Consider the following 23,043-nt stretch of genomic DNA (forward strand, 5'->3'; position numbering starts at 1 on the left):
GTCCCGATGGGTTTCAACCTTTCCGCCTGGGCGCTGCGCAATCGCCAGATCGTGTTGTTCCTGATGATCCTGCTGGCGGCGATCGGCGCCATGTCATACACCAAGTTGGGGCAGAGCGAGGATCCACCCTTCACCTTCAAGGCCATGGTCATCCGTACCCTGTGGCCCGGGGCGACCGCCGAGGAAGTGTCGCGCCAGGTCACCGAGCGTATTGAAAAGAAGCTGATGGAAACCGGCGAGTACGAGCGGATCGTCTCGTTCTCGCGGCCCGGTGAGTCCCAAGTCACCTTCATGGCCCGCGACTCGATGCATTCCGCGGACATCCCCGAGCTGTGGTACCAGATCCGCAAGAAAGTCGCGGACATCAAGCACACCCTGCCGCCCGAGGCGCAGGGGCCGTTCTTCAACGACGAGTTCGGCACCACCTTCGGCAACATCTATGCCCTGACCGGCGCCGGCTTCGACTATGCGGTGCTCAAGGACTACGCCGACCGTATCCAGATCCAGCTGCAACGGGTCAAGGATGTGGGCAAGGTCGAGCTGATCGGCCTGCAGGACGAGAAGGTCTGGATCGAGCTGTCCAACGTCAAGCTGGCCACTCTGGGCGTACCGCTGGCCGCCGTGCAGCAGGCGCTGCGCGAGCAGAACGCGGTGAGCACCGCAGGCTTCTTCGAAACCCCCAGCGAGCGCCTGCAACTGCGGGTCAGCGGGCGCTTCGACAGCGTCGAGCAGATTCGCCAGTTCCCCATCCGCGTAGGTGACCGCACCTTCCGTATCGGCGATGTCGCCGACGTGCAGCGCGGTTTCAACGACCCACCCGCGCCGCGCATGCGCTTCATGGGCGAGGACGCCATCGGCCTGGCGGTGTCGATGAAGGACGGCGGCGACATCCTGGTGCTCGGCAAGGCCCTGGAAGGCGAGTTCGCCCGCCTGGCGCAGAGCCTGCCGGCGGGCATGGAACTGCGCAAGGTGTCCGACCAGCCGGCGGCGGTGAAGGCCGGGGTCGGCGAGTTCGTGCAGGTGCTGATCGAGGCCCTGGCGATCGTCCTGCTGGTGAGCTTCTTCTCCCTGGGCCTGCGTACCGGCCTGGTGGTGGCGCTGGCGATTCCGCTGGTGCTGGCCATGACCTTTGCCGCCATGCACTACTTCGGCATCGGCCTGCACAAGATCTCGCTGGGGGCGCTGGTACTGGCCCTGGGGCTGCTGGTGGACGATGCGATCATCGCGGTGGAGATGATGGCGATCAAGATGGAGCAGGGCTACGACCGGCTCAAGGCGGCGAGCTACGCCTGGACCAGTACCGCGTTCCCGATGCTCACCGGTACTCTGATCACCGCCGCCGGTTTCCTGCCGATCGCCACGGCGGCTTCGAGCACGGGGGAGTACACCCGCTCGATCTTCCAGGTGGTGACCATCGCCCTGCTGACCTCCTGGGTCGCCGCAGTAGTGTTCGTGCCCTACCTGGGCGAGCGCCTGCTGCCGGACCTGGCCAAGCTTCACGCGGCCCGCCATGGTGCCGACGGACATGCCCCCGACCCTTATGCCACGCCGTTCTACCAGCGCGTCAGGCGGGTGGTGGAGTGGTGCGTGCGGCGGCGCAAGACGGTGATCGTCCTGACCATCGCCGCGTTCGTCGGCAGCATCCTGCTGTTCCGTTTCGTGCCGCAGCAGTTCTTCCCGGCCTCCGGCCGGCCGGAGCTGATGGTCGACCTGAAGCTGGCCGAAGGCGCTTCGCTGAACAACACCGCCGAACGGGTCAAGCAGCTGGAGGCACTGCTCAAGCAGCAGGACGGCATCGCCAACTACGTCGCCTACGTCGGCACCGGCTCGCCGCGCTTCTACCTGCCGCTGGACCAGCAGCTGCCGGCGGCGAGCTTTGCCCAGTTCGTGGTGCTGGCCAAGTCGCTGGAGGACCGTGAGCGTCTGCGCAGCTGGCTGATCGGCACCCTCGACCAGCAGTTCCCCGACCTGCGTTCGCGGGTCACGCGCCTGGAAAACGGCCCGCCCGTGGGCTATCCGGTGCAGTTCCGCGTCACCGGCGAGCACATCGAGAAGGTCCGCGCCCTGGCCCGCGAGGTAGCGGCCAAGGTGCGTGAGAACCCCCATGTGGTCAACGTGCACCTGGACTGGGAGGAACCGAGCAAGGCGGTCTACCTGGATATCGACCAGGACCGCGCCCGGGCGCTGGGGGTGAGCACCGCGCACCTGTCGAGCTTCCTGCAGAGCTCGCTGACCGGCAGCAACGTCAGCCAGTACCGCGAGGACAACGAGCTGATCGAGATCCTCCTGCGCGGCACCCCGCAGGAGCGGCGCGAACTGGGCAACCTCGGCAGCCTGGCGGTGCCCACCGAAAACGGCCAGAGCGTGGCCCTGTCGCAGGTGGCGACCCTGGAATACGGCTTCGAGGAAGGCATCATCTGGCACCGCAACCGCCTGCCCACCGTCACCGTGCGCGCCGACATCTACGACAAGGAGCAGCCGGCGACCCTGGTCAAGCAGATCCAGCCGACCCTGGCCCAGATCAAGAGCGAGCTGCCCGATGGCTACCTGCTTGAAGTGGGCGGCACGGTGGAAGACTCCGAGCGTGGCCAGCGCTCGGTGAATGCCGGCATGCCCTTGTTCATCGTGGTGGTGCTGAGCCTGCTGATGATCCAGCTGCGCAGTTTCTCGCGGATGTTCATGGTGTTCCTCACCGCGCCCCTCGGGCTGATCGGCGTGACCCTGTTCCTGCTGGTGTTCCGCCAGCCGTTCGGTTTCGTCGCCATGCTCGGGACCATCGCCCTGGCGGGGATGATCATGCGCAACTCGGTGATCCTGGTGGACCAGATCGAACAGGATATCGCTGCGGGGATGGAGCGTTGGCAGGCGATCATCGAGGCCACGGTGCGGCGCTTCCGGCCGATCGTGCTGACCGCATTGGCGGCGGTGCTGGCGATGATTCCGCTGTCGAGGAGCGTGTTCTACGGGCCGATGGCGGTGGCGATCATGGGCGGGTTGATCGTCGCCACGGTGTTGACCCTGCTGTTCCTGCCGGCGCTGTATGCGGCGTGGTTCAGGGTCAGGAAGGACTGACAACATCGCGGGTCAAGCCCGCTCCCACGGTGGGAGCGGGCTTGACCCGCGATCGGAACCGACGCCTCAGAGTGCGCCGAACACCTTCTTGGCCAGGCTGGTCGCGGCACCGGCCGGGTTCTGGCGAATGCTCTCTTCCTGCTTGGCGATCATCTCGAACAGCCCGTCCAGGGCTTTCTCGGTCACGTAGCTCTCGATGTTGGCGCTCTTGGCGTCGACCACGCCCAGGCCTGCGGCCTGCCCGGCGAAGTTGTTGTACTGCTGGGCCAGGCCGACCTTGTCGGTGGCCTGCTTGACGATCGGCAGGAACTTGGCGCGAATCTGCTCGCGGCTGCTCTTGTTCAGGTACTGGGTGGCCGAGTCCTGGCCGCCGCTGAGGATGCCCTTGGCATCGGTCACGGTCATCTTCTTCACCGCGTCCACCAGGATCGCCTGGGCTTGTGGCACCGCGGCCTCGGCGGCCTTGTTCATGCTGGTTTCCAGGGCTTCGACCTGTTCACCCTTGCCGAACATCTTCATGGCCTTGGCGGCCTTGCCGAGGTTGCCCGGCAGTTCGATGCGCACGTCGGGGTTGTTGCTGAAACCGCCGGGGGTGCTCAGTTGCTTGACGGCGATCTGCGCGCCTTGGGTGAGGGCGTCCTTCAGGCCGCCGGAGGCGTCGCTCTGGGACAGGTCGCCCAGCGACAGGGCCAGGGCGCTGGCCGACAGCAGCAGGCCGGCGCACAGGGTGGTGAAGCGCAAGGAGGAGCGAATCATGGGGATTTCCTTATGGACAGAATGGAGCAGGTTCAGCGTATCGGGTAGACCGGGGGCGGGCCAGTTCACTCGACCGCCACAGGTTCCGGTGTTTCATCGCGGTGCAAGGCTACCTGGCGGATCGACAGGCGCAGCTCCGCCGACAGTACCCGCTTGGCAACGCCTTCGGCCAGTTCGGCGAGCTTGTCGTGGTAACCCAGCTTGCCATCGCCGTCCGGCTGCAGCACGCCTTCGCGCACCAGGGTCTGGATGAAGTGGCGGAACAGGGTCTTGTCGAAGAACTCCGGGGCATTCAGGCCGTGCAGGATCGACAGGCGCTGGGCCATCATCACGCACAGCTCCTCCAGCTCCTCGGCGCTCAGCGTGTGCTGGCCGCTGTTGAGCAGCAACGAGGTGGCCATGTAGAAGCGCTGCAGGGTCTGGGTGATGGTACGCGCCAGCAGCGTCAGCAGGACGAACTGCCGCGAGCTGGGTGCTGGACGCATGTAGATGTCCTGCTCCCTGCGCAGCAGCCCCTGCTCGACCAGCGCGGTCAGCCACTGGTCGATCACCTCGTCCAGCTGCTCGGGCGTCCAGCGCAGGAACAGCTCGGCCTGCAGGTACGGATACAGCGCCCGTACGTACTGGCCCAGCAGATCGCGGCTCATGCGCGAGCTGCTGAGGAAGAAGCTCGCCAGCAGCCCCGGCAGGGCGAAGATGTGCAGCACGTTGTTGCGGTAGTAGGTCATCAGCACCGCGTTGGCTTCGTCCAGGTAGAGGATGCGGCCCAGCGCGTCCTTCTGCTCGGCCAGCAGGTCCATGCCCAGCACGTGGTCGATCAGCGCCTTGCCGTTGCCGTCGGGCAACGTGGTGTGCGGCGAGTAGGGGACCTGGCGCAGCAGGGCCAGGTACAGGTCGAGCACGCGGGTCAGGGCGCGCTCGTCCAGGGCCAGGCGGCTGGTCGACAGCAGGGCCAGGGCCACCAGGTTGACCGGGTTGATCGCCGCGGCTTCGTTCAGGTGACGGGCGACCGTCTCGCCCAGGCGGGTGGTGGTGTCGTTGAGCCAGTCCGGGCGGAACTGCGGGCCGAGCGGCTGATCGCGCCAGCCGGGCTGTTGTTCGTCGAGGAAGCTATTGAGGCGGATCGGCTCGCCAAAGTTGACATAGACCTGGCCGAAGCGCTGCTTGAGCGCGCCGATGACCTTGAAGATGTCGAAGATCGATTCTTTCTTCTTGCTGGCGCCGCGCAGCTCGCCCAGGTAGGTGCGGCCTTCGAGTACCCGCTCGTAGCCGATGTACACCGGGACGAAGACGATCGGCGTGCGCGAGGAACGCAGGAAGCTGCGCAGGGTGATCGCCAGCATGCCGGTGCGTGGCTGCAGCATGCGCCCGGTGCGCGAGCGGCCGCCCTCGACGAAGTACTCGACCGGGAAGCCCTTGGTGAACAGGGTGTGCAGGTACTCGTTGAACACCGCGGTGTACAGCGGGTTGCCCTTGAATGTGCGGCGCATGAAGAAGGCGCCGCCGCGGCGCAGCAGGCCGCCGATCACCGGCATGTTGAGGTTGATGCCGGCGGCGATGTGCGGCGGCGTCAGGCCGTTGCGGAACAGCAGGTAGGACAGCAGCAGGTAGTCGATGTGGCTGCGGTGGCAGGGCACGTAGATCACCTCGTGGCCGGGGGCGATGCCCTGTACCTGCTCGATGTGGTTGACCTTGATGCCGTCGTAGATCTTGTTCCAGAACCAGCTGAGCACCACTTCGAGGAAGCGGATGGCGGTGTAGGTGTAGTCCGAGGCGATCTCGTTGCCGTAGTGCAGCGCCTTGGCTTCGGCCTTGGCGTAGGGGATCTTCTCGCGGTCGGCCTCGTCGCTGATGGCCTGGCGCACCAGCGGGTCGTGCACCAGGCCCTTGACCAGGTTGCGTCGGTGCGAGATGTCGGGTCCGATCACCGCGGTCTTCAGGTTGCGGAAATGCACGCGCATCATGCGCTGGGCCATGCGCACGGTGCGCTCATGGCCCTTGTTGTGCTGCACCAGTTCGCGCAGGTGGATCGGTGCGGAGAACTGCACCCGGGTCTTGCGCCCCAGGATCAGCACGCTGAGCAGGCGGCGCAGGCGGCCGGTGACGGCCCAGCTGTCGGCGAACAGCAGCTTCCACGGGCTCGACTCGCTGGCAGGGGTCTGGCCCCAGAACACGCTGACCGGAATGATCTGCGCGTCTTCCTCGGCGTGCTGGCTGATCGCCGCGACCAGGCGCTCCAGCGTCGGTGGCGCGCCACGTTTGTCCTGGCGGCCGAGCCAGTCAGGCTCGGGGGTCAGGTAGAAGAACGCCGCAGGCTCCTGCAGCGGGCCGACGGCCACCGGCAATACCGGGCGTGGCAGCCCCGCCTTGGTGCACTCGTGGTCGATCACGGCCAGGTCGGTGAGCGACGGCGAGGAGAGGGCGTAGAACACCGGTCGGCTGCGGTCGAGCTTGAGCGTCAGCGAGGACTGGTTGATGGTTTCGGAGCGCACCCACAGGTAGAGAACGCGACGCAGGGCGCCGAAGATGAGGCGGCGCAGGGGAGAACGGGTCATGGGGTGGGGCCCTGGTGAAAGTTTTCGTGTTTTACAGCCCGTTAGTCTGCCGTATCTGCGTAAGTTCAGCAAAATTCGGCCAAAAATGGCCCTGTCATGAATTTTTTTTGTTCCCTGTCATATACTCGGCCTGCCGCTTGCAGGATATTCGTGCAAGCTGCGTCGGCGCGGACGGTGAACCCGCGCCAGCAAGGCGATCTTCAAAATAAAAATCCGGAGTAGTTCAGATGTCGTCTCGTGAGACTGGGAATGTGAAGTGGTTCAACGATGCCAAGGGTTATGGCTTCATTCAGCGCGAAGGTGGTGCGGACGTGTTCGTCCACTATCGGGCTATCCGCGGTGAGGGGCATCGCACCCTGGTCGAAGGGCAGCAGGTCGAGTACGCCCTCGTGCAAGGCCAGAAAGGCCTGCAGGCCGAGGACGTGGTAGGGCTCTGAGCCTCGCGGCTGTACGCTCAAGCTGCAAGTTGACCGTGGAACTTGCAGCCTGATGCGAACGCCTTCAGTTCGTGCGCCAGGTGATTTCCTGTTCACCGTCGGCGCTGATGCGGATCCAGCGATCGGCATCTTCTTCCCCGTCTTCCTCTGTCCAACTGCCTGGCGCGCAACGCACTTCGACGTTGAGCGCGGCGAATGCCGCGCGGGCGCAGGCGATGTCGTCGGCCCACGGGGTCTGGTCGCTTTCCAGGTACAGGCTGTTCCATTTCCCCACAGCCTTCGGTAACCAGGTGACCGGAATGTTACCGGCCGTGCACTTGAAGGTCTGGCCTTTCTGCTTCCATTCGCTGCACGGGCCCAGGGCCTGGGCGAGCCAGTCGGCGATCTGCTTGTGATCGACGTCGTCGTCCTTGAGGTAGATCTCGATATCGGGTTGACGCATGGGGGGCTCCAGTGTGCTCAGTCTTGGCGCACGAAATAGTCATAACGCATGGAAACGGTGACCTCGAAGGGTTCTGGCTGGTCGATCACCCGCGCGCGCTTCTCGGCGCTGGCGCGCCAGCCGTGCGGGGTCATGGCCAGCAGGTCGGCGCGGGCCTTGGCGTCGGCCAGGCTCAGGCGAAACTCGAGGATCTCGCCGTGGGCGTGGGCCATGCCTTCGGGAACCAGGGCCAGGTGCTTGTCGTCGGCGTAAGGGCGCACTTCATCGTAGAGCACCTCGCGCAGCTCCATCAGGTGGCCGCTGGTCGGGCCGACCCGCATCAGGCCGCCGCCGGGGGCCAGCAGGCGCTTGGCCTCCTGCCAGTCGAGCGGGCTGAACACGCTGGCGATGAAACCGCAGCTGGCATCGGCCATGGGCACGCGGGCCATGCTGGCGACCATCCAGGTCACCTCGGGGGCGCGGCGGCAGGCGCGCTTGACCGCCTCGCGGGAGATATCCAGGGCGTAGCCGTCGGCCACCGGCAGGGCCTGGGCGATCTGAGCGGTGTAGTAGCCTTCGCCGCAGCCGATGTCCAGCCAGGCCTGTGGCTGGCGCTCGGCGGCCAGTTGCGCCAGGCGCCGGGCCACCGGGGCGTAGTGGCCGGCGTCGAGGAAAGCGCGACGGGCTTCGACCATGGCCTGGTTGTCGCCCGGATCGCGGCTGTTCTTGTGCTGCACCGGCAGCAGGTTCAGGTAGCCCTGGCGGGCGCGGTCGAAACGGTGGCCGGCGGGGCAGGCCACGCCGTTGTCGAGTCGCGCCAGGGGCGCCTGGCAGAGAGGGCAGGCGAGCATCAGGCGAGCAACCGCACCAGGGTCTGGTAGTAGATCTCGGTCAGCAGGTCGAGATCGTTGGCCAGGATGCGTTCGTCCACCTGGTGGATGGTGGCGTTGACCGGACCGAGCTCGACCACCTGGGTGCCCATGGTGGCGATGAAGCGGCCGTCGGAGGTGCCGCCGCTGGTCGATGGGCGGGTTTCGCGACCGGTGACCGCCTTGATGCTCGACGACACCGCATCGAGCAGCTCGCCCGGCTCGGTGAGGAACGGCAGGCCCGACAGCGCCCAGTCGATGCTCCATTCCAGCTGATGCTTGTCGAGGATCGCCGCGACGCGCTGCTGCAGGCCCTCGACCGTCGATTCGGTGGAGAAGCGGAAGTTGAACAGCGCGGTCAGCTCGCCCGGGACCACGTTGGTGGCGCCGGTGCCGGAGTTGAGGTTGGAGATCTGGAAGCTGGTCGGCGGGAAGAACGCGTTGCCTTCGTCCCAGTGCTCGGCGGCAAGTTCCGCCAGGGCCGGCGCGGCCAGGTGGATCGGGTTGCGCGCCAGATGCGGGTAAGCCACGTGGCCTTGCTTGCCGCGCACGGTCAGCTTGGCGCCAAGCGAGCCGCGACGGCCGTTCTTGACCACGTCACCGAGCAGGGTGGTGCTGGACGGTTCGCCGACGATGCACCAGTCCAGGCGTTCGTTGCGTGCCTTGAGGCGCTCGACCACGGCCTTGGTGCCATGGTGGGCCGGGCCTTCCTCGTCGCTGGTGATCAGGAAGGCGACCTTGCCTCGGTGGTTCGGGTAGTCGTGCACGAAGCGCTCGCTGGCCACCACCATGGATGCCAGGCTGCCCTTCATGTCGGCGGCGCCACGCCCGCAGAGCATGCCGTCGGCATCGATCAGCGCCTCGAACGGCTCATGCTGCCATTGCTGCACCGGGCCGGTGGGGACCACATCGGTGTGGCCGGCGAAGCACAGCACCGGGCCATCCTGGGTGCCATGGCTGGCCCAGAAGTTGTCGACGTCCTCGATGCGCATCGGCTCGAGCTGGAAGCCGACGGCGCCCAGGCGGTTCATCATCTGGGTCTGGCAGTCGGCATCGACCGGGGTGACCGAGGGGCGACGGATCAGGTCGCAGGCCAGTTGCAGGGTAGGCGAGAGCTCGGCTGGGGCCGTCATTGAGGGACTCCGGGGCAAGGCAAGGCGGGGAAACTGAGGGGCGTTATCTTATATCAAACCATGGTGGAATGGGGCCGCGTTGCGGCCCTTTCGCGGCACAAGGCCGCTCCTACAGAGACTGCGCTGCCTGTGTAGGAGCGGCCTTGTGCCGCGAAAGGGGCGCAACGCGCCCCCGGCGATCTCAAGCCTGTTGTGGCTCTGCAACCTTCTCGGAGGGCTTGGGCAACGACGACAGCAACGCCATCACCAGCGCCGCCAGGTACGGCAGCGACTGCACCAGCAACATCGCCACCCAGAAACGCATGTCCGAACTCGGCAGCCCCTGCACCAGATAGATCCCCAGCGCCGCGCCCCACAGCAACAACATGATGAACAGCTCTTCGCGGGCCTCGGAAATCGCCACCAGCAGCCCATGGCTGTCGGCGTTCTTCGGCGTGCGGAAGAACGGCATGCTGCTGGTAAAGAAACCGTACAGCACCGCCTTGGCGATGGTGTGCGACAGCGCCAGCCCCGCCAGCGCGGCGGCGAAGGCGTCCTTGAGGTTGACCCCCACCGCGCGGCGGTAGAGGAAGACGATCTTGCCGACCTTGAAGAAGAACAGCGCCAGCGGCGGGATGGCGAACATCATCAACGGCGGGTCGACCCGGTGCGGCACGATGATCATCGCCGCCGACCACAGCAGCGCGCCGACGGTGAAGAAGATGTTCATGCCGTCGGCGATCCACGGCAGCCAGCCGGCCAGGAAGTGGTAGCGCTGGCCACGGGTCAGCTCGCTGCCCTTGCCGCGCAGCAGGGCGCCGGCGTGGTGCTTGATGATCTGGATGGCGCCGTAGGCCCAGCGAAAGCGCTGCTTCTTGAAGTCGATGAAGGTGTCGGGCATCAGGCCCTTGCCGTAGCTGTTATGGGCGTAGGCCGCCGACAGGCCCTTCTCGAACACCCGCAGGCCCAGCTCGGCGTCCTCGCAGATGCACCACTCGGCCCAGCCCAGCTCCTCGAGCACGCTGCGCCTGGTCATGGTCATGGTGCCGTGCTGGATGATCGCGTCACGGTCGTTGCGGGTGACCATGCCGATATGGAAGAAGCCCTTGTATTCGCTGTAGCACAGTTTCTTGAAGGCGCTCTCGTGCTGGTCGCGGTAGTCCTGGGGCGATTGCACCACGGCGATCTTCGGGTCGGCGAAGTGCGGCACCATGTGCTTGAGCCAGTTGCGATCGACACAGTAGTCCGAGTCGATCACCGCGATCACCTCGGCGTCCTTGGCCGTGTGCGGGATCAGGTAGTTCAGCGCGCCGCCCTTGAAGCCGGCCAAGGGGGCTACGTGGAAGAACCTGAAGCGCTCGCCGAGCTTCTCGCAGTGGGCCTTGAGCGGCTCCCATACGGCAGGGTCCTTGGTGTTGTTGTCGATCACCAGCACTTCGTAGTCCGGGTAATCCAGCGCGGCGAGGGCATCGAGGGTCTGCTTCACCATCTCCGGCGGTTCGTTGTAGCACGGCACATGTACCGAGACCTTTGGCCGGTAGGCGCTGTCGCCCTGCACGGGCAGGAATTCCCGCCGTCGCTTGTGAATCCACACCGCCTCGGCCAGTTCATGGGCCTCGGTCAGCAGCACGATGAACACCCCGAGGGCGCCCAGTGCCAGCAGCACGCCCACGGTGAGGCTGAACCAGGTGCTGTACTGCTGGCTGTAGTCGTAGGCGATCCACACCAGCACCGACCCGCACAGGAAGGTGATGAAGGTGAGGAAGGTACGCCCGCGCTGGCGCAGGGCCGAACCGTCGATCAGCAGGATGGCCAGGGCGATCATCGCCAGTACCACCGAGGCCACGGCCAGGGCGCGCCACTGCGGGATCGCCACGATCGGGCCTTCGAAGTTGAATTTCTGCTGGCGCTCGGCGTTGTACACGCCCCAGTAGGCGCCCACCGAGCCTTCGTCGCTGGCCTTCCACGGCTGGTCGTAGGCCTCGATGACGAAGTAGTTGTAGCCGCGGCGGTTGAGGGTGTTGACCAGGGTACGCAGGTAGATGGCTTGGTCGGCCTGGGTGGCGTCGGCACCGCCGCGCATGCGCCCGTTGCTCGGCCAGCCGACCTCCGAGAGCAGCAGCGGTTTACGCGGGAACTGCTTGCGCAGCTCGCGGGCGCGGTCGAGGACGAACTGCACCGAGTCCTTCATGGGCACGAATTCCCAGTAGGGCAGGATGTGCGCGGCGACCAGGTCGACGTGTTTCGCCAGCTCCGGGTGTTCCTTCCAGATGTGCCACTGCTCACTGGTGGTCACTGGCACCTTGACCGCGGCGCGCACCCGGTCGAGATAACCGATCAGCTGCTCGGCGGTGACTTCCTCGCGGAACAGCGCCTCGTTGCCGACCACTACCCGCACCACGCTGCGCGAGGTGTTGGCCAGGCCGATGGCCTTTTCGATCTCCCGCTCGTTGCGTTCCTGGTCGTTGCTGATCCAGATCCCCAGGGTGACGCGCAGGCCAAGCTCCTCGGCCAGGCGCGGCACCTCGGCTTGGGTACCCTCGACGGTGTAGATACGGATGTTGTCGGTCAGCTTGTTCAGTTGCTCGAGGTCCTGGCGGATCTCGTCCTCGCTGGGGTACTGGCCTTTCTGCGGGCTCTGGCCGAGACGGAAGGGCGAGTAGGAAAAACCGGAAATCTGTTCCGGCCAGGCGGGGGCGGATACCGGGCGGTTGATCAAGGCCCAGAACCCGGTGAACAGCGCGGCGATGGCCAGGACCACCACCAGGTTGAGACCGAATTTGCGTGATGACATAGGTGTTAGAGGTTCCGAAGAGGGGAGCGAGGCGTCGCCGCTGGGGCGTGGGTCCTACGGATTCCGGGGAAGGTAATCCGTTGGATTGTCGACAGAGGATGTAGTTCTCGGTCCGCCTGGCTGTCGTCCAGATATAGTTGCTTGATAGGACATTAAAGCAGGCCTGGTAGGAATTTTTCCAACCCGTGGCCGCTCTGGCACGCCCAGGTGGCGTGATCGGGCCGTGCGCTATGCCCGCGAACCCATGGCTTGGCCTATAATGCGCGCCGGTTTTTTCGGGGTATCAGCATGAGCACAGAAGATCCACGCTTCGCCGGCGTCGCCCGGCTCTACGGCGACGACGGCCTGCAGCGCCTGAATCAGGCCCACGTGGCCATCGTCGGTATCGGCGGGGTCGGCTCGTGGGCGGCCGAGGCCCTGGCCCGCAGCGGCGTGGGCGAAATCAGCCTGTTCGACCTGGACGATGTCTGCGTAAGCAACACCAACCGTCAGGCCCATGCCCTCGAAGGCCAGGTTGGCCGGGCCAAGGTCGAGGTGATGGCCGAGCGCCTGCGGGCAATCAACCCGGCCTGCACGGTGCACGCGGTGGCCGATTTCGTCACCCGCGAGACCATGGCCGAGTACATCACCGAGCAGATGGACTGCGTGATCGACTGCATCGACAGCGTGATGGCCAAGGCGGCGCTGATCGCCTGGTGCCGCCGCCGCAAGATCGCCATTGTCACCACCGGTGGCGCCGGCGGGCAGATCGACCCGACCCAGATCCAGATCGGCGACCTCAACAAGACCTTCAACGACCCGTTGGCTTCACGGGTGCGCTCGACCCTGCGCCGCGACTACAACTTCTCGCGCAACACCAGCCGCAACTATGGCGTGCCGTGTGTGTTCTCCAGCGAACAGCTGCGCTACCCCAAGGGGGATGGCAGCGTGTGCCTGCAGAAGAGCTTTGTCGGTGAGGGCGTGCGCCTGGACTGCGCCGGTGGATTCGGCGCGGTGATGATGGTGACCGCGACCTTCGGCATGGTCGCGGCGAGCAAGGCCGTGGAGAAATTGGTGGCCGGCGCGCGGCGGCCTTCTGAGCGGGGCAAGGCCGAATAGGTTATCGCGGGGCAAGCCCGCTCCCACGAGTACGCAACAGTCGGATGTACGCGTGGGAGCGGGCTTGCCCCGCGATGAATCCAACAGCGATTCAGGCCTGGGTAGCGAGTTCGGCCATCTTCAGCAACACCGCATGCAGCCCGTTGCTACGCGACGGCGACAACTGCCGCTCCAGCCCCAACTGGGTAAACCAGGCGCTCAGGTCGAGCGCTGCCAATCGATCGCTGGCCAAACCCTGCACCCGCACCAGCAGCAGTGCCAGCAAGCCGCGCAGCAGCCGTGCATCACTGGCGGCTTTGAAATGCCACTGACCATTTTCCTGTTGGGCCACCAGCCACACCAGGCTCTCGCAGCCATGCACCCGGTTGGCTTCGGTCTTGTCACTGTCGTCCAGTGGTTCCAGCCGATCACCCCACTGCATCAGCAACCGCGCCCGCTGCTCCCACCCGCGCGCCTGCTCGAAGCTCTCCAGCGCCTGGCTGGCCTCGGCCGACAGGCTCATCGCAGCAGCTCCAGGCCCTGGTCGAGCGCGTCGAAGAAGCGTTGCAGGTCGTCGCTGTCGGAGTAGAGCCCCAGCGACACGCGGATCGCGCCGTCCAGGCCCAGGTGCCTGAGCAGCGGCATGGCGCAATGATGCCCGGCGCGCACGGCGATGCCCTGTTCGGTCAGCAGGTGGGCGATATCGGCGTTGTGCACACCATCGATGACGAAACTGGCCAGCGCCGCCTGAGGCGAGCCGAGCAGGCGAACCCCCTCGCGATCAGCCAGGCCGCGCATCAAGTGCTGGTGCAAGGTAGCCTCATGGGCGGCCACCGCATTGGCGTCGAGGCTGGCCAGGTAATCCAGGGTAGCGCCCAGACCGATGACGCCGGCGATCGGCGGCGTGCCGGCCTCGAAGCCCAGCGGTGCCGGGCGGAAGCTGGCGTCCTGGTAGTCCGCCAACTGCACCATCTCGCCGCCGTACTGCCAGTGGCGCAACAGTGCCAGCGCCTGCTGGCGGCCGTACAGCACGCCCACGCCATCCGGGCCGTAGAGCTTGTGGCTGGAAAACACATAGAAGTCGCAGTCCAGTTGCTGCACATCGTGGCGACCGTGGACCACGCCCTGGGCGCCATCGACCACGCTCAGCGCGCCTTGGGCTCGGGCATGGGCCAGCAACGGCGCCAGCGGCTGCCAGGTCCCCAGCACATTGGACAGCTGGCTGATCGCCAGCAGGCGGGTGCGCGGGCCGATCAATTGCAGGGCCTGCTCCAGGTCGACATGCCCCAGGTCGTTCACCGGCAGGATCACCAGGCGCAGTTGGCGCCGGTGCGCCAGTTGTTGCCAGGGCAGCAGGTTGGCGTGGTGCTCCAGGGCGCTGACAGCGATTTCGTCACCGGCCTCGAAGCGGTGCTCCAGGCCATAGGCCAGCAGGTTCAGGGCCGAGGTGGCGCCGTGGGTGAAGACGATCTGCCGCGAGTCGGCGGCATTGAGCCAGGCGGCGACCTTGTCGCGGGAGCCCTCGAAGGCCTGGGTGGCCAGGGCGCCGGGCAGGTGCTGGGCGCGGTGCACATTGGCGGCGCCATGGCCATAGTAATGGCTCAGGGCATCCAGCAGGGCCTGGGGCTTCTGGGTGGTGGCGGCGCTGTCCAGGTAGGTCTGGTGCTGCCGTTGCAGGGCGGCGATGGCGGGGAAATCGGCGCGCCAGGGAGAGGGCTGGAACATGTTAGCGGGGCCTGGAATGAAAATCGGGTCTGCCCACAAGCAAAGCCTGGGAGCAGACCCGATCTTATCACTTCAAACCCGGGCAGGTTCTCAGTTGTGCGCGTGCAGCGCCTCGTTCAGCTCGATGGCCGACTTGTGGGTCTTGCACTCCACCGCGCCATTGAGCGAATTGCGGCGGAACAGCAGGTCGGTCTGGCCGGCCAGGTCGCGGGCCTTGACCACCTTGACCAGCTGGTTGTTCTCGTCCAGCAGGTTCACCTTGGTGCCAGCGGTGATGTACAGGCCGGCCTCGACGGTGTTGCGGTCGCCCAGCGGAATGCCGATGCCGGCGTTGGCGCCGATCAGGCAGCCTTCGCCGACCTTGATGACGATATTGCCGCCACCGGACAGGGTGCCCATGGTCGAGCAGCCGCCGCCCAGGTCCGAACCCTTGCCGACGAACACGCCGGCGGAGACGCGGCCTTCGATCATGCCCGGGCCTTCGGTGCCGGCGTTAAAGTTGACGAAACCTTCGTGCATGATGGTGGTGCCTTCGCCGATGTAGGCGCCCAGGCGCACACGGGCGGTGTCGGCGATGCGCACGCCGGCCGGCACGACGTAGTCGGTCATCTTCGGGAACTTGTCCACCGAGAACACTTCCAGCAGTTCGCCTTTCAGGCGCGCTTCCAGTTGCAGCTCGGCCAGCTCGGCCAGGTCGACCGCGCCCTGGTTGGTCCAGGCGACGTTCGGCAGCAGCGGGAAGATGCCGGCCAGCGATACGCCGTGCGGCTTGACCAGGCGGTGCGACAGCAGGTGCAGCTTGAGGTAGGCCTCGGGGGTGGAGGTCAGCGCGCCGTCTTCGGCCAGCAGGGTGGCGACCAGCGGCTTGTGGCTCTCGGCCAGGCGGGTCAGCAGCGCGGCCTGGGCGGCATCGACGCCCTTGAGCGCATCGGCCAGCTGGGCGGCCTGGGCGGTGGTGAAAGCGATGGCCTGGTTGCCCCCTTCATAGCCCAGCACCGGCGCGATGGCCGCGACCAGTTCGGCGGACGGCTTGAGCACGGGTTGTGCGTAGAAGACTTCCAGCCAGGCGCCCTGGCGGTTCTGGGTGCCGACACCGAAGGCCAGGCTGAACAGCGATTGAGACATGCGATTACCTCGTACGAAAAGGGGATGGAGCGTAATGCGGGATCAGGCCAGCGCCGCGGCGTACAGGTCGGGCTTGAAGCCGACCAGCGTGCGCTCGCCGAGGTCGAGCACCGGACGCTTGATCATCGACGGTTGGGCGAGCATCAGTTCGACGGCCTTGGCCTGGTCGAGGTCGGCCTTGCTGGCGTCGTCGAGCTTGCGGAAGGTGGTCCCGGCGCGGTTCAGCACGACTTCCCAGCCGTGCTCGTCGCACCAGCGGTTCAGGCTGTCGCGGTCGATGCCCTGGGTCTTGTAGTCGTGGAAGTCGAAGCCGATGGCCTTGTCTTCAAGCCAGGTGCGGGCCTTTTTCATGGTGTCGCAGGCTTTGATGCCGTAGAGAGTGTAAGCCATTGAATGCCTGGGGCAGCCTGGTCGGGCCGGGCGTCCCCGATGCTCCTTGAAGATTGGGTGGGCCGATTATGCGGCATCGATGGGGCTGGCGCCACGGCTGCGGGCTGGAAGGCCGCGCCGATGTGTTTCACCGCTTCTCGCGTAGCATTGTGTTACATATTCCCGGCCAGGCTGCGACTATCGTGCAGCGGTCCACGATAGCGCATCCCCGCTAACATATTGTTTCAATGGCGATGTTTCGCCTCGCTGTGGTTTCTCCGATCAAACAGGAAGCTTGCCGATGCAGTCAGCCTATACCGTTCTAATCCTGCTGATGCTGGTGAGTGTGTCGAAACTGGTCGGGCGGGTGCTGCCGCTGCCCCTGCCGCTGGTGCAGATTGGCGCCGGCGCCTTGCTGGCCTGGCCGACCCTGGGCCTGCACGTGGCGCTGGATCCAGAGCTGTTCCTGTTCCTGTTCCTGCCGCCGCTGCTGTTCGCCGACGGCTGGCGCATGCCCAAGCGCGAACTGTGGCGCATCCGTGGGCCGGTGGTGGCGCTGGCGGTGGGGCTGGTGCTGTTCACCGTGGTCGGCGCCGGCTATTTCATCCACTGGCTGCTGCCGAGCATCCCGCTGCCGGTGGCCTTCGCCCTGGCGGCGGTGCTGTCGCCCACCGATGCCGTGGCCGTCTCGGCCATCTCCCAGGATCGCCTGCCGACGCCGCTGATGCACATGCTCCAGGGCGAGGCGCTGATGAACGACGCCTCGGGCCTGGTGACCTTCAAGTTCGCCCTGGTGGCGGCGATCACCGGGGTGTTCTCGTTGACCGAGGCCAGCCTGACCTTCGTCCTGGTCGCCCTTGGTGGCCTGGCGGTGGGGGTGGCGCTGAGCTGGCTGGTCGGACGCCTGCGCATGTGGATGATCACCCGCGGCTGGGACGACCCGGCCACTCACGTGGTGTTCATGCTGCTGCTGCCCTTTGCCGCCTACGTGCTCGCCGAACGGCTTGGCGTGTCCGGCATTCTCTCGGCGGTGGCCGCCGGGATGATGCAGAGCTGGCTGGACCTGCTGCCCCGGCAGACCAGCACCCGCCTGCTCAACCGCAGTGTCTGGTCGCTGCTGGAGTTCGCCTTCAACGGCCTGATCTTCCTGCTGCTGGGCCTGCAACTGCCGGACATCATCAAGGCGGTGGTGAGCGACGAGGCCGCCGCATGGCCAACGCTTGCCTGGCGCTGCCTGGACGTGGTGGCGATCTTCGCCGCGCTGGTGCTGTTGCGGTTCATCTGGGTGCAGAGCATCTGGCGGGCTATCGGCGTGGTTAGACGCTGGCGCGGCAAGCCCGCGCTGGTGCTGATGCCGACCGCGCGCTCCTGCTGGTTGCTGACCCTGGGCGGCGTACGCGGCGCGGTGACCCTGGCGGGTGTGATGTCGGTGCCGCTGCTGATCGGCGCGGGCAAGGCGTTTCCCGAGCGCGACCTGCTCATCTTCATTGCCGCCGGGGTGATCCTGCTGTCGCTGGTCAGCGCCTGCATCGCTTTGCCGATCCTGCTGCGCGGCGTGACCAAGAGCCCGGACGAGCGCTTGCACCAGGAAGTGCAGGAGGCCTGGCGGCGCACCGCCGAGGCCGCGATCCATGCGCTCGAGGCCGAGGAGGTGATCGATGCCAACGCGCCGCAGGATGCCGCCCAGGCGACCCTGGCCACCGAGCTCAAGGCGCGGCTGATGGCCGAGTACCGCGATGAACTGGACAGTTACAATGACAGCGCCGAGGCCAGGGCGCTGGCCGAGCAGATGGATCAGTTGGAGCGTCGTTTGCGCCTGCGCGCCCTGCGTGCGCAAAGGCTGGAGCTGTACGAGCTACATCGCCAGCACCTGGTGGGAGACGAAGTGGTCCGCCAGGTGCTGGGCGAGTTGGACCTGAGCGAGGCCAACCTCGGGCAGGTCCGCTAGTTACTTGCACGAAGCCGGATAGACCAGGCGCATGAAGCGCTTGTCCTTCTTGCTGATCTTCAGGTTTTGGCTGCGTTTGAAAGCGTGGCGCGTGAGTTTCTGCCTGATGCGGTAATGCATGATCGACTGCTTGTCATAGGGCAGGATGAGCAGGTCGCCGTTATCGGGCAGAGGCAGGAATTGAACGGCAAGGTCCTCTTCGATCAGGTCGGCGAGCTCATCCGGGCTGTTGGCCTCGTCGGCCAGGACCGCTGCCAGCAACTGGCGCACGGCGTCCAGGTCCCAGGGAATGTTGGCCTGTGGGTGCTGGTGCTCGTGCTCCATGCCCAGTGCGTGTCCGAACTCATGCAATACGAACGATTCGAACAGTGGGTCGGACAGCTTGACCCCCAATGCCATGGTGGCACCGTCCACGTCCAAGGCCTGGTTGCCCAGGAAACTGAAATTCACGCCTTCCTGCACATCGGTCTGGATGCGGATCTCGGCTTCTTCGACATCGTTGTCGAGGAGTTCGAATTTCAGGTTGGCGTATTTCAGCCATTGGCACGCGGTGTCGAAAATCGAATTCTTGAGCCACGGGCATGGCGTGCCGATGAACGAGATCCTGAGCGTCTGGCCTGGGCGCCAGAACACGGAATGATCGGCCACCGAGCGTTTCTTGCGCGGCTTCATCGCCTGGGGCAGTTGCAGCTTCTGGCGTAGGCGGTAGATCGCGTTTGCCACGAGAACATCGGACATCGTTGTGCACCTTCAGGGGTTGAGAGGTGCCAACTATCGGTCGCCAGAGTTCTGTGCTGACGGTACTTAATGCTTGCCTCGATTTGAATTGCGCCCCCCTGTGAGAAGGGGCGCCTGCCATCAGCGGCCCAGGAACGCGCGAATCCGCTCCGCTGCCTCGATGCACTCGGCCAGCGGCGCTACCAGGGCCATGCGCACGCGCCCGGCGCCCGGGTTGACCCCGTCTACTTCGCGGGAGAGGTACGAACCTGGCACTACGGTCACATGCTCGGCCTCGAACAGGTCGCGGGTGAAGTCGGCGTCGCTGCCCGGCACCTTGGCCCACAGGTAGAAGCTGCCGTCCGGGCGTTGCACGTCGAGCACCGGTTGCAGGATGTCGAGCACGGCGTCGTACTTGGCGCGGTACTGGTCGCGGTTGTCGCGCACATGGGCCTCATCCTGCCAGGCGGCGATGCTGGCCAGCTGGGTCTGCACCGGCATGGCGCAACCATGGTAGGTGCGGTACAGCAGGAACGGCTTGATGATTTCGGCGTCGCCGGCGACGAAGCCCGAGCGCAGCCCCGGCAGGTTGGAGCGCTTGGACAGGCTGTGGAATACCACGCAGCGCTTGAAGTCATTTCGGCCCAGTTCCGCGCAGGCGCTGAGCAGGCCCGGTGGTGGCGCGTCCTCGTCGAAGTACAGCTCGCTGTAGCACTCGTCGGCGGCGATCACGAAGTCGTGCTCGTCGGCCAGGGCGATCAGCTTTTTCAGGGTGTCCATCGGCACCAGGGCGCCGGTGGGGTTGCCCGGGGAGCACAGGAACAGGATCTGGCAACGTTTCCAGACGTCGGCCGGCACGGCGTCGAAGTCGGGGTTGAAACCGTTGTTTTCCAGGCAGGGCAGGTAGTGTGGGGTGGCGCCGGCCAGCAGGGCCGCGCCTTCGTAGATCTGGTAGAACGGGTTGGGGCTGACCACCAGGCCATCTGCCGAGCGATCGACCACGGCCTGGGTGAAGGCGAACAGCGCCTCGCGGGTGCCGTTGACCGGCAGGATATGGCGGTCGGCGTCCAGCCAGCCGGCCGGTACGCCGAAGCGCCGCTCGCACCACTGGCCGATGGCCTGGCGCAGGGCCGGCAGGCCCAGGGTGCTGGGGTAGACCGCCAGCTTGTCGAGGTTGTCGGCCATGGCCTTGGCGACGAAGGCCGGCGATTCATGCTTCGGCTCGCCGATCGACAGGGCGATCGGGCGTTTGTCCGCCGCCGGCTTCACGCTCCCCAGCAGGGCACGCAGTTTCTCGAACGGGTAGGGCTGGAGCTGGGTCAGTGCTGGGTTCATTGGCGCAAGGTCTCGTTATCGTCAAAAGGTCATGCGGGTGGGGCTGGCATCGCTGGCCTGTCCGGCCTGCAGCTGCTGGACGATGGCCTCCTGCAGGCGGCTGCACAGCTGCGGGTCGGACAGCGGCTGGTTGTCGGCGTCGGTGATGAAGAACACGTCCTCCACGCGCTCGCCGAGGGTGGCGATCTTGGCGTTCTGCAGCGAGATGTCGAACTCCAGGAAGATCCGCCCGATCCGCGCCAGCAGGCCGGGCCGGTCCGGTGCGGTGATCTCGAGGATGGTCACCGGGCGCTGGGCGTCGTTGAGGATGGTCACCTGCGGCGGGAAGTCGAAGTGCTTGAGCTGGCGTGGCACCCGGCGCTGGATGATCGCCGGATAGTCCTCGGGGGTGCGCAGCGCTTCGGTCAGGCCGTCGCGGATCTGCCTGACCCGTTGCGGGTTGTCGCCGATCGAGCCGCCGTCGTTGTCGAGCACGATGTAGGTGTCGAGGGTGAACTGGCTGCTCGAGGTGATGATCCGGGCGTCGTGGATGTTCAGGTTGAGCTGGGCCATGGCGGCCACGGTAACGGCGAAGAAATCATGCTGGTCAGGGGCGTAGATGAAGATCTGCGTGCCACCCTCGAACTCGCGCTGGGTGGTTTCCTTGATCAGCACCAGTGGCCCGCCGTCGGCCGGCTGCTGGAGGATCGCATCGCTGTGCCAGGCCACGTCGGCGGCGGTGTGCTTGAGGAAGTAGTCATCGCCCAGCTGCGACCAGAGCTGCTCGACGTCGTCCGGGTCGGTGCCCTCGCGCACCAGGATGTCGAGCGCCGCGCTCTGGGTCTGGCGGATCTGCTCCTCGCGGTCCAGCGGGTTCTCCAGGCCCCGGCGCAGGGCGCGCTTGGTCTCGGTGTAGAGCTGGCGCAAGAGGCTCGCCCGCCAGGAGTTCCACAGGCTTGGGTTGGTGGCGTTGATGTCGGCCACGGTCAGCACGTAGAGATAGTCCAGGCGCGTCTCGTCGCCCACGTGCAGGGCGAAGTCGTTGATTACCTGCGGGTCGGAGAGGTCCTTGCGCTGGGCGGTGGTGGACATCACCAGGTGGTTCTGCACCAGCCAGACGATCAGCCGGCTGTCCCACGCAGGCAGCTGGTGGCGCGCGCAGAAGGCCTGTGCGTCCACTGCGCCCAGCTCGGAGTGGTCGCCCTGGCGACCCTTGCCGATGTCGTGGTAGAGGCCGGCCAGGTAGATCAGCTCGGGCTTGGGCAGGCGCCCCATGAGCTTGCTGGCCAGCGGGAATTTCTCGGAAACCGGGGTGTACTGCAGCTTGCGCAAGTGCTTGATCAGGTTGAGGGTGTGCGCATCGACCGTATAGATGTGGAACAGGTCGTGCTGCATCTGCCCGACGATCAGGCCGAACTCCGGCAGGTAGCGGCCGAGGATGCCATAGCGGTTCATCCGCCGCAGGTTGCGGTGGATGCCGATCTCGCACTTGAACAGCTCGATGAACAGGCTGGTGTTGCGGATATCGTTGCGGAACTTGTCGTCTATCAGGTGGCGATGCTCGCGCAGCAGGCGCACGGTGTCGGCGCGCACCCCCTTGATCTCGGGGTGCTGGGCCATCAGCACGAAGATCTCCAGCATGGCGAACGGGGTGCGCCGGAACACGTTTGGGTTGACCGCTTCTATATAGCCGTCGTGCAGGCGGAAGCGCGCGTTCAGCGGCTGGGTGGCGCCGCTGTCGTCATCGGCGAGGATCACCTCCTCGAAGTGCTGGATGATCAGGTCGCACAGCTGGCTGATGCTCATCACCACCCGGTAGTACTGCTGCATGAACTGTTCGATGGCGCGCTTGGGGTTGTCGTCGGTGTAGCCCAGCAGCGCGGCGATGCTGCGCTGGTGGTCGAACAGCAGGCGGTCCTCGGCGCGTCCGGCGAGCATGTGCAGGGCATAGCGCACACGCCAGAGGAAGGCCTGGGACGAGGCCAGCAGTTCGTTCTCGCTTTCCAGCAGGAAGTCCTCGCCGGCCAGTGCGTGCAGGTTCAGGGTGCCGTACTGGCGCCGGGCCACCCAAAGCACCGTCTGGATGTCGCGCAGGCCACCCGGCCCGCCCTTGACGTTGGGCTCGAGGTTGTACTCGGTGTCGTTGTACTTGTGGTGGCGGGCCTTGAGCTCGGCGCGCTTGGCCAGGAAGAACTCCTTACTCGGCCACATATGCGCGGTGCTGGTGGCGTCGAGCATGCGTCGGCGCAGCGACTCGGGGCCGGCGATGGTGCGGCTTTCCATCAGGTTGGTGATGACCGTGAGGTCGGCCCGGGCCTGCTCGGCGCATTCGTCGACGGTGCGCACGCTCTGGCCGACTTCCAGGCCGATGTCCCACAGCAGCGTGAGGAAGCGCTCGATGGCGTCGCGGTACTGCTCGTGCTCGGCGGCGTCGAGCAGGATCAGCAGGTCGATGTCCGAGAACGGGTGCAGCTCGCCGCGGCCATAGCCGCCCACCGCCACCAGGGCGATGCCGTCCGGCGCGCCCCAGCTGAACTGGTGCCAGGCCTGTTGCAGGATGTTGTCGACGAACCAGGCGCGATCCTCGATCAGCCGGCGGATCTCGCGGCCTTCACGGAAACGCTTGTCGAGCACCTCGCCGGCCATGCGGATGGCCTTCTTGAAAGCGGCGATGGGGCTTGCCTTGAGGGCCAGTTCCGCCTGGAACTGGCCGCGGTCGAACAGCTCGGGATCCACCTGGGGCATCGAGTCG

At 65.9% G+C, this 23,043-nt stretch carries 17 protein-coding genes; 4 read left to right on the forward strand and 13 right to left on the reverse strand.

The genetic code is table 11. From position 1 onward, the window contains the following. The first annotated feature begins 6 nt into the window (after window positions 1-6). A complete protein-coding gene (locus K2O50_RS05785; RefSeq protein ID WP_050704394.1) occupies window positions 7-3,072 on the forward strand; it encodes an efflux RND transporter permease subunit in 3,066 nt (1,021 codons plus the stop codon). Window positions 3,073-3,138: 66 nt separating this feature from the next. On the opposite strand, the gene K2O50_RS05790 is transcribed toward K2O50_RS05785, so the two are convergent. Beyond that, the gene (locus K2O50_RS05790; protein ID WP_050704395.1) at window positions 3,139-3,828 is read right to left on the reverse strand and encodes a DUF4197 domain-containing protein; all 690 of its coding nucleotides are present in this window, start codon (window positions 3,826-3,828) and stop codon (window positions 3,139-3,141) included. A 65-nt stretch (window positions 3,829-3,893) separates the two neighbouring features. After that, window positions 3,894-6,383: a glycerol-3-phosphate 1-O-acyltransferase PlsB gene (plsB, locus tag K2O50_RS05795; protein ID WP_050704396.1), complete on the reverse strand. Its 2,490-nt coding sequence runs from the start codon at window positions 6,381-6,383 to the stop codon at window positions 3,894-3,896. Window positions 6,384-6,610: 227 nt separating this feature from the next. On the opposite strand from plsB, the gene K2O50_RS05800 reads away from it, so the two are divergent. Then, window positions 6,611-6,820 (forward strand): cold-shock protein, encoded by a 210-nt coding sequence (locus K2O50_RS05800; RefSeq protein ID WP_011535295.1) that lies wholly within the window; start codon window positions 6,611-6,613, stop codon window positions 6,818-6,820. A 64-nt stretch (window positions 6,821-6,884) separates the two neighbouring features. Here K2O50_RS05800 and K2O50_RS05805 read toward each other — a convergent pair whose 3' ends face one another. The 4 genes from K2O50_RS05805 to K2O50_RS05820 all read right to left on the reverse strand — a co-directional run bounded on the left by K2O50_RS05805 (window position 6,885) and on the right by K2O50_RS05820 (window position 12,016). Then, entirely contained in the window at window positions 6,885-7,262 is a 378-nt protein-coding gene (locus tag K2O50_RS05805) for a hypothetical protein (protein WP_050704397.1), read from the reverse strand. A gap of 17 nt (window positions 7,263-7,279) precedes the next feature. Further along, window positions 7,280-8,092, reverse strand: coding sequence for a putative RNA methyltransferase (locus tag K2O50_RS05810; RefSeq protein ID WP_050704398.1), 813 nt, complete (start codon window positions 8,090-8,092; stop codon window positions 7,280-7,282). Continuing rightward, the gene (gene dapE / locus K2O50_RS05815) at window positions 8,092-9,243 is read right to left on the reverse strand and encodes a succinyl-diaminopimelate desuccinylase (RefSeq protein ID WP_050704399.1); all 1,152 of its coding nucleotides are present in this window, start codon (window positions 9,241-9,243) and stop codon (window positions 8,092-8,094) included. Before dapE ends, K2O50_RS05810 begins: the two co-directional genes overlap by 1 nt. A 181-nt stretch (window positions 9,244-9,424) precedes the next feature. Continuing rightward, window positions 9,425-12,016, reverse strand: a complete 2,592-nt coding sequence (locus tag K2O50_RS05820) for a glycosyltransferase (RefSeq protein WP_050704400.1) — start codon at window positions 12,014-12,016, stop codon at window positions 9,425-9,427. Between the two features lie 288 nt (window positions 12,017-12,304). Here K2O50_RS05820 and tcdA point away from each other — a divergent pair, with 288 nt between their 5' ends. After that, the gene (tcdA, locus tag K2O50_RS05825; RefSeq protein ID WP_050704401.1) at window positions 12,305-13,114 is read left to right on the forward strand and encodes a tRNA cyclic N6-threonylcarbamoyladenosine(37) synthase TcdA; all 810 of its coding nucleotides are present in this window, start codon (window positions 12,305-12,307) and stop codon (window positions 13,112-13,114) included. Window positions 13,115-13,205: 91 nt separating this feature from the next. Here the strand turns inward: tcdA and K2O50_RS05830 are convergent, their stop codons facing one another. The 4 genes from K2O50_RS05830 to K2O50_RS05845 all read right to left on the reverse strand — a co-directional run bounded on the left by K2O50_RS05830 (window position 13,206) and on the right by K2O50_RS05845 (window position 16,333). Further along, entirely contained in the window at window positions 13,206-13,616 is a 411-nt protein-coding gene (locus K2O50_RS05830) for a SufE family protein (protein WP_050704402.1), read from the reverse strand. Beyond that, window positions 13,613-14,818, reverse strand: a complete 1,206-nt coding sequence (locus K2O50_RS05835; RefSeq protein WP_050704403.1) for a cysteine desulfurase — start codon at window positions 14,816-14,818, stop codon at window positions 13,613-13,615. The genes K2O50_RS05830 and K2O50_RS05835 overlap by 4 nt, the downstream gene beginning before the upstream one ends. A gap of 90 nt (window positions 14,819-14,908) precedes the next feature. Next, the gene (gene dapD, locus K2O50_RS05840) at window positions 14,909-15,943 is read right to left on the reverse strand and encodes a 2,3,4,5-tetrahydropyridine-2,6-dicarboxylate N-succinyltransferase (RefSeq protein WP_050704404.1); all 1,035 of its coding nucleotides are present in this window, start codon (window positions 15,941-15,943) and stop codon (window positions 14,909-14,911) included. 42 nt (window positions 15,944-15,985) lie between these two features. Beyond that, complete coding sequence (locus K2O50_RS05845) at window positions 15,986-16,333, reverse strand: ArsC family reductase (RefSeq protein ID WP_050704405.1); 348 nt, start codon at window positions 16,331-16,333, stop codon at window positions 15,986-15,988. A 280-nt stretch (window positions 16,334-16,613) separates the two neighbouring features. Here K2O50_RS05845 and K2O50_RS05850 point away from each other — a divergent pair, with 280 nt between their 5' ends. Continuing rightward, the gene (locus K2O50_RS05850; RefSeq protein WP_220689977.1) at window positions 16,614-18,260 is read left to right on the forward strand and encodes a Na+/H+ antiporter; all 1,647 of its coding nucleotides are present in this window, start codon (window positions 16,614-16,616) and stop codon (window positions 18,258-18,260) included. Here the strand turns inward: K2O50_RS05850 and K2O50_RS05855 are convergent, their stop codons facing one another. The 3 genes from K2O50_RS05855 to K2O50_RS05865 all read right to left on the reverse strand — a co-directional run bounded on the left by K2O50_RS05855 (window position 18,261) and on the right by K2O50_RS05865 (window position 23,036). After that, window positions 18,261-18,998 carry a hypothetical protein gene (locus tag K2O50_RS05855; protein WP_050704406.1) on the reverse strand — a complete coding sequence of 246 codons (738 nt, stop codon included), beginning with the start codon at window positions 18,996-18,998 and terminating at the stop codon, window positions 18,261-18,263. Between the two features lie 120 nt (window positions 18,999-19,118). Continuing rightward, window positions 19,119-20,312 carry a succinyldiaminopimelate transaminase gene (gene dapC, locus K2O50_RS05860; protein ID WP_050704407.1) on the reverse strand — a complete coding sequence of 398 codons (1,194 nt, stop codon included), beginning with the start codon at window positions 20,310-20,312 and terminating at the stop codon, window positions 19,119-19,121. A gap of 21 nt (window positions 20,313-20,333) precedes the next feature. After that, entirely contained in the window at window positions 20,334-23,036 is a 2,703-nt protein-coding gene (locus tag K2O50_RS05865; RefSeq protein ID WP_050704408.1) for a [protein-PII] uridylyltransferase, read from the reverse strand. Window positions 23,037-23,043: the final 7 nt, after the last annotated feature.

The organism is Pseudomonas sp. 2hn, from assembly GCF_019646095.1.
Taxonomy (GTDB): domain Bacteria; phylum Pseudomonadota; class Gammaproteobacteria; order Pseudomonadales; family Pseudomonadaceae; genus Aquipseudomonas; species Aquipseudomonas peradeniyensis.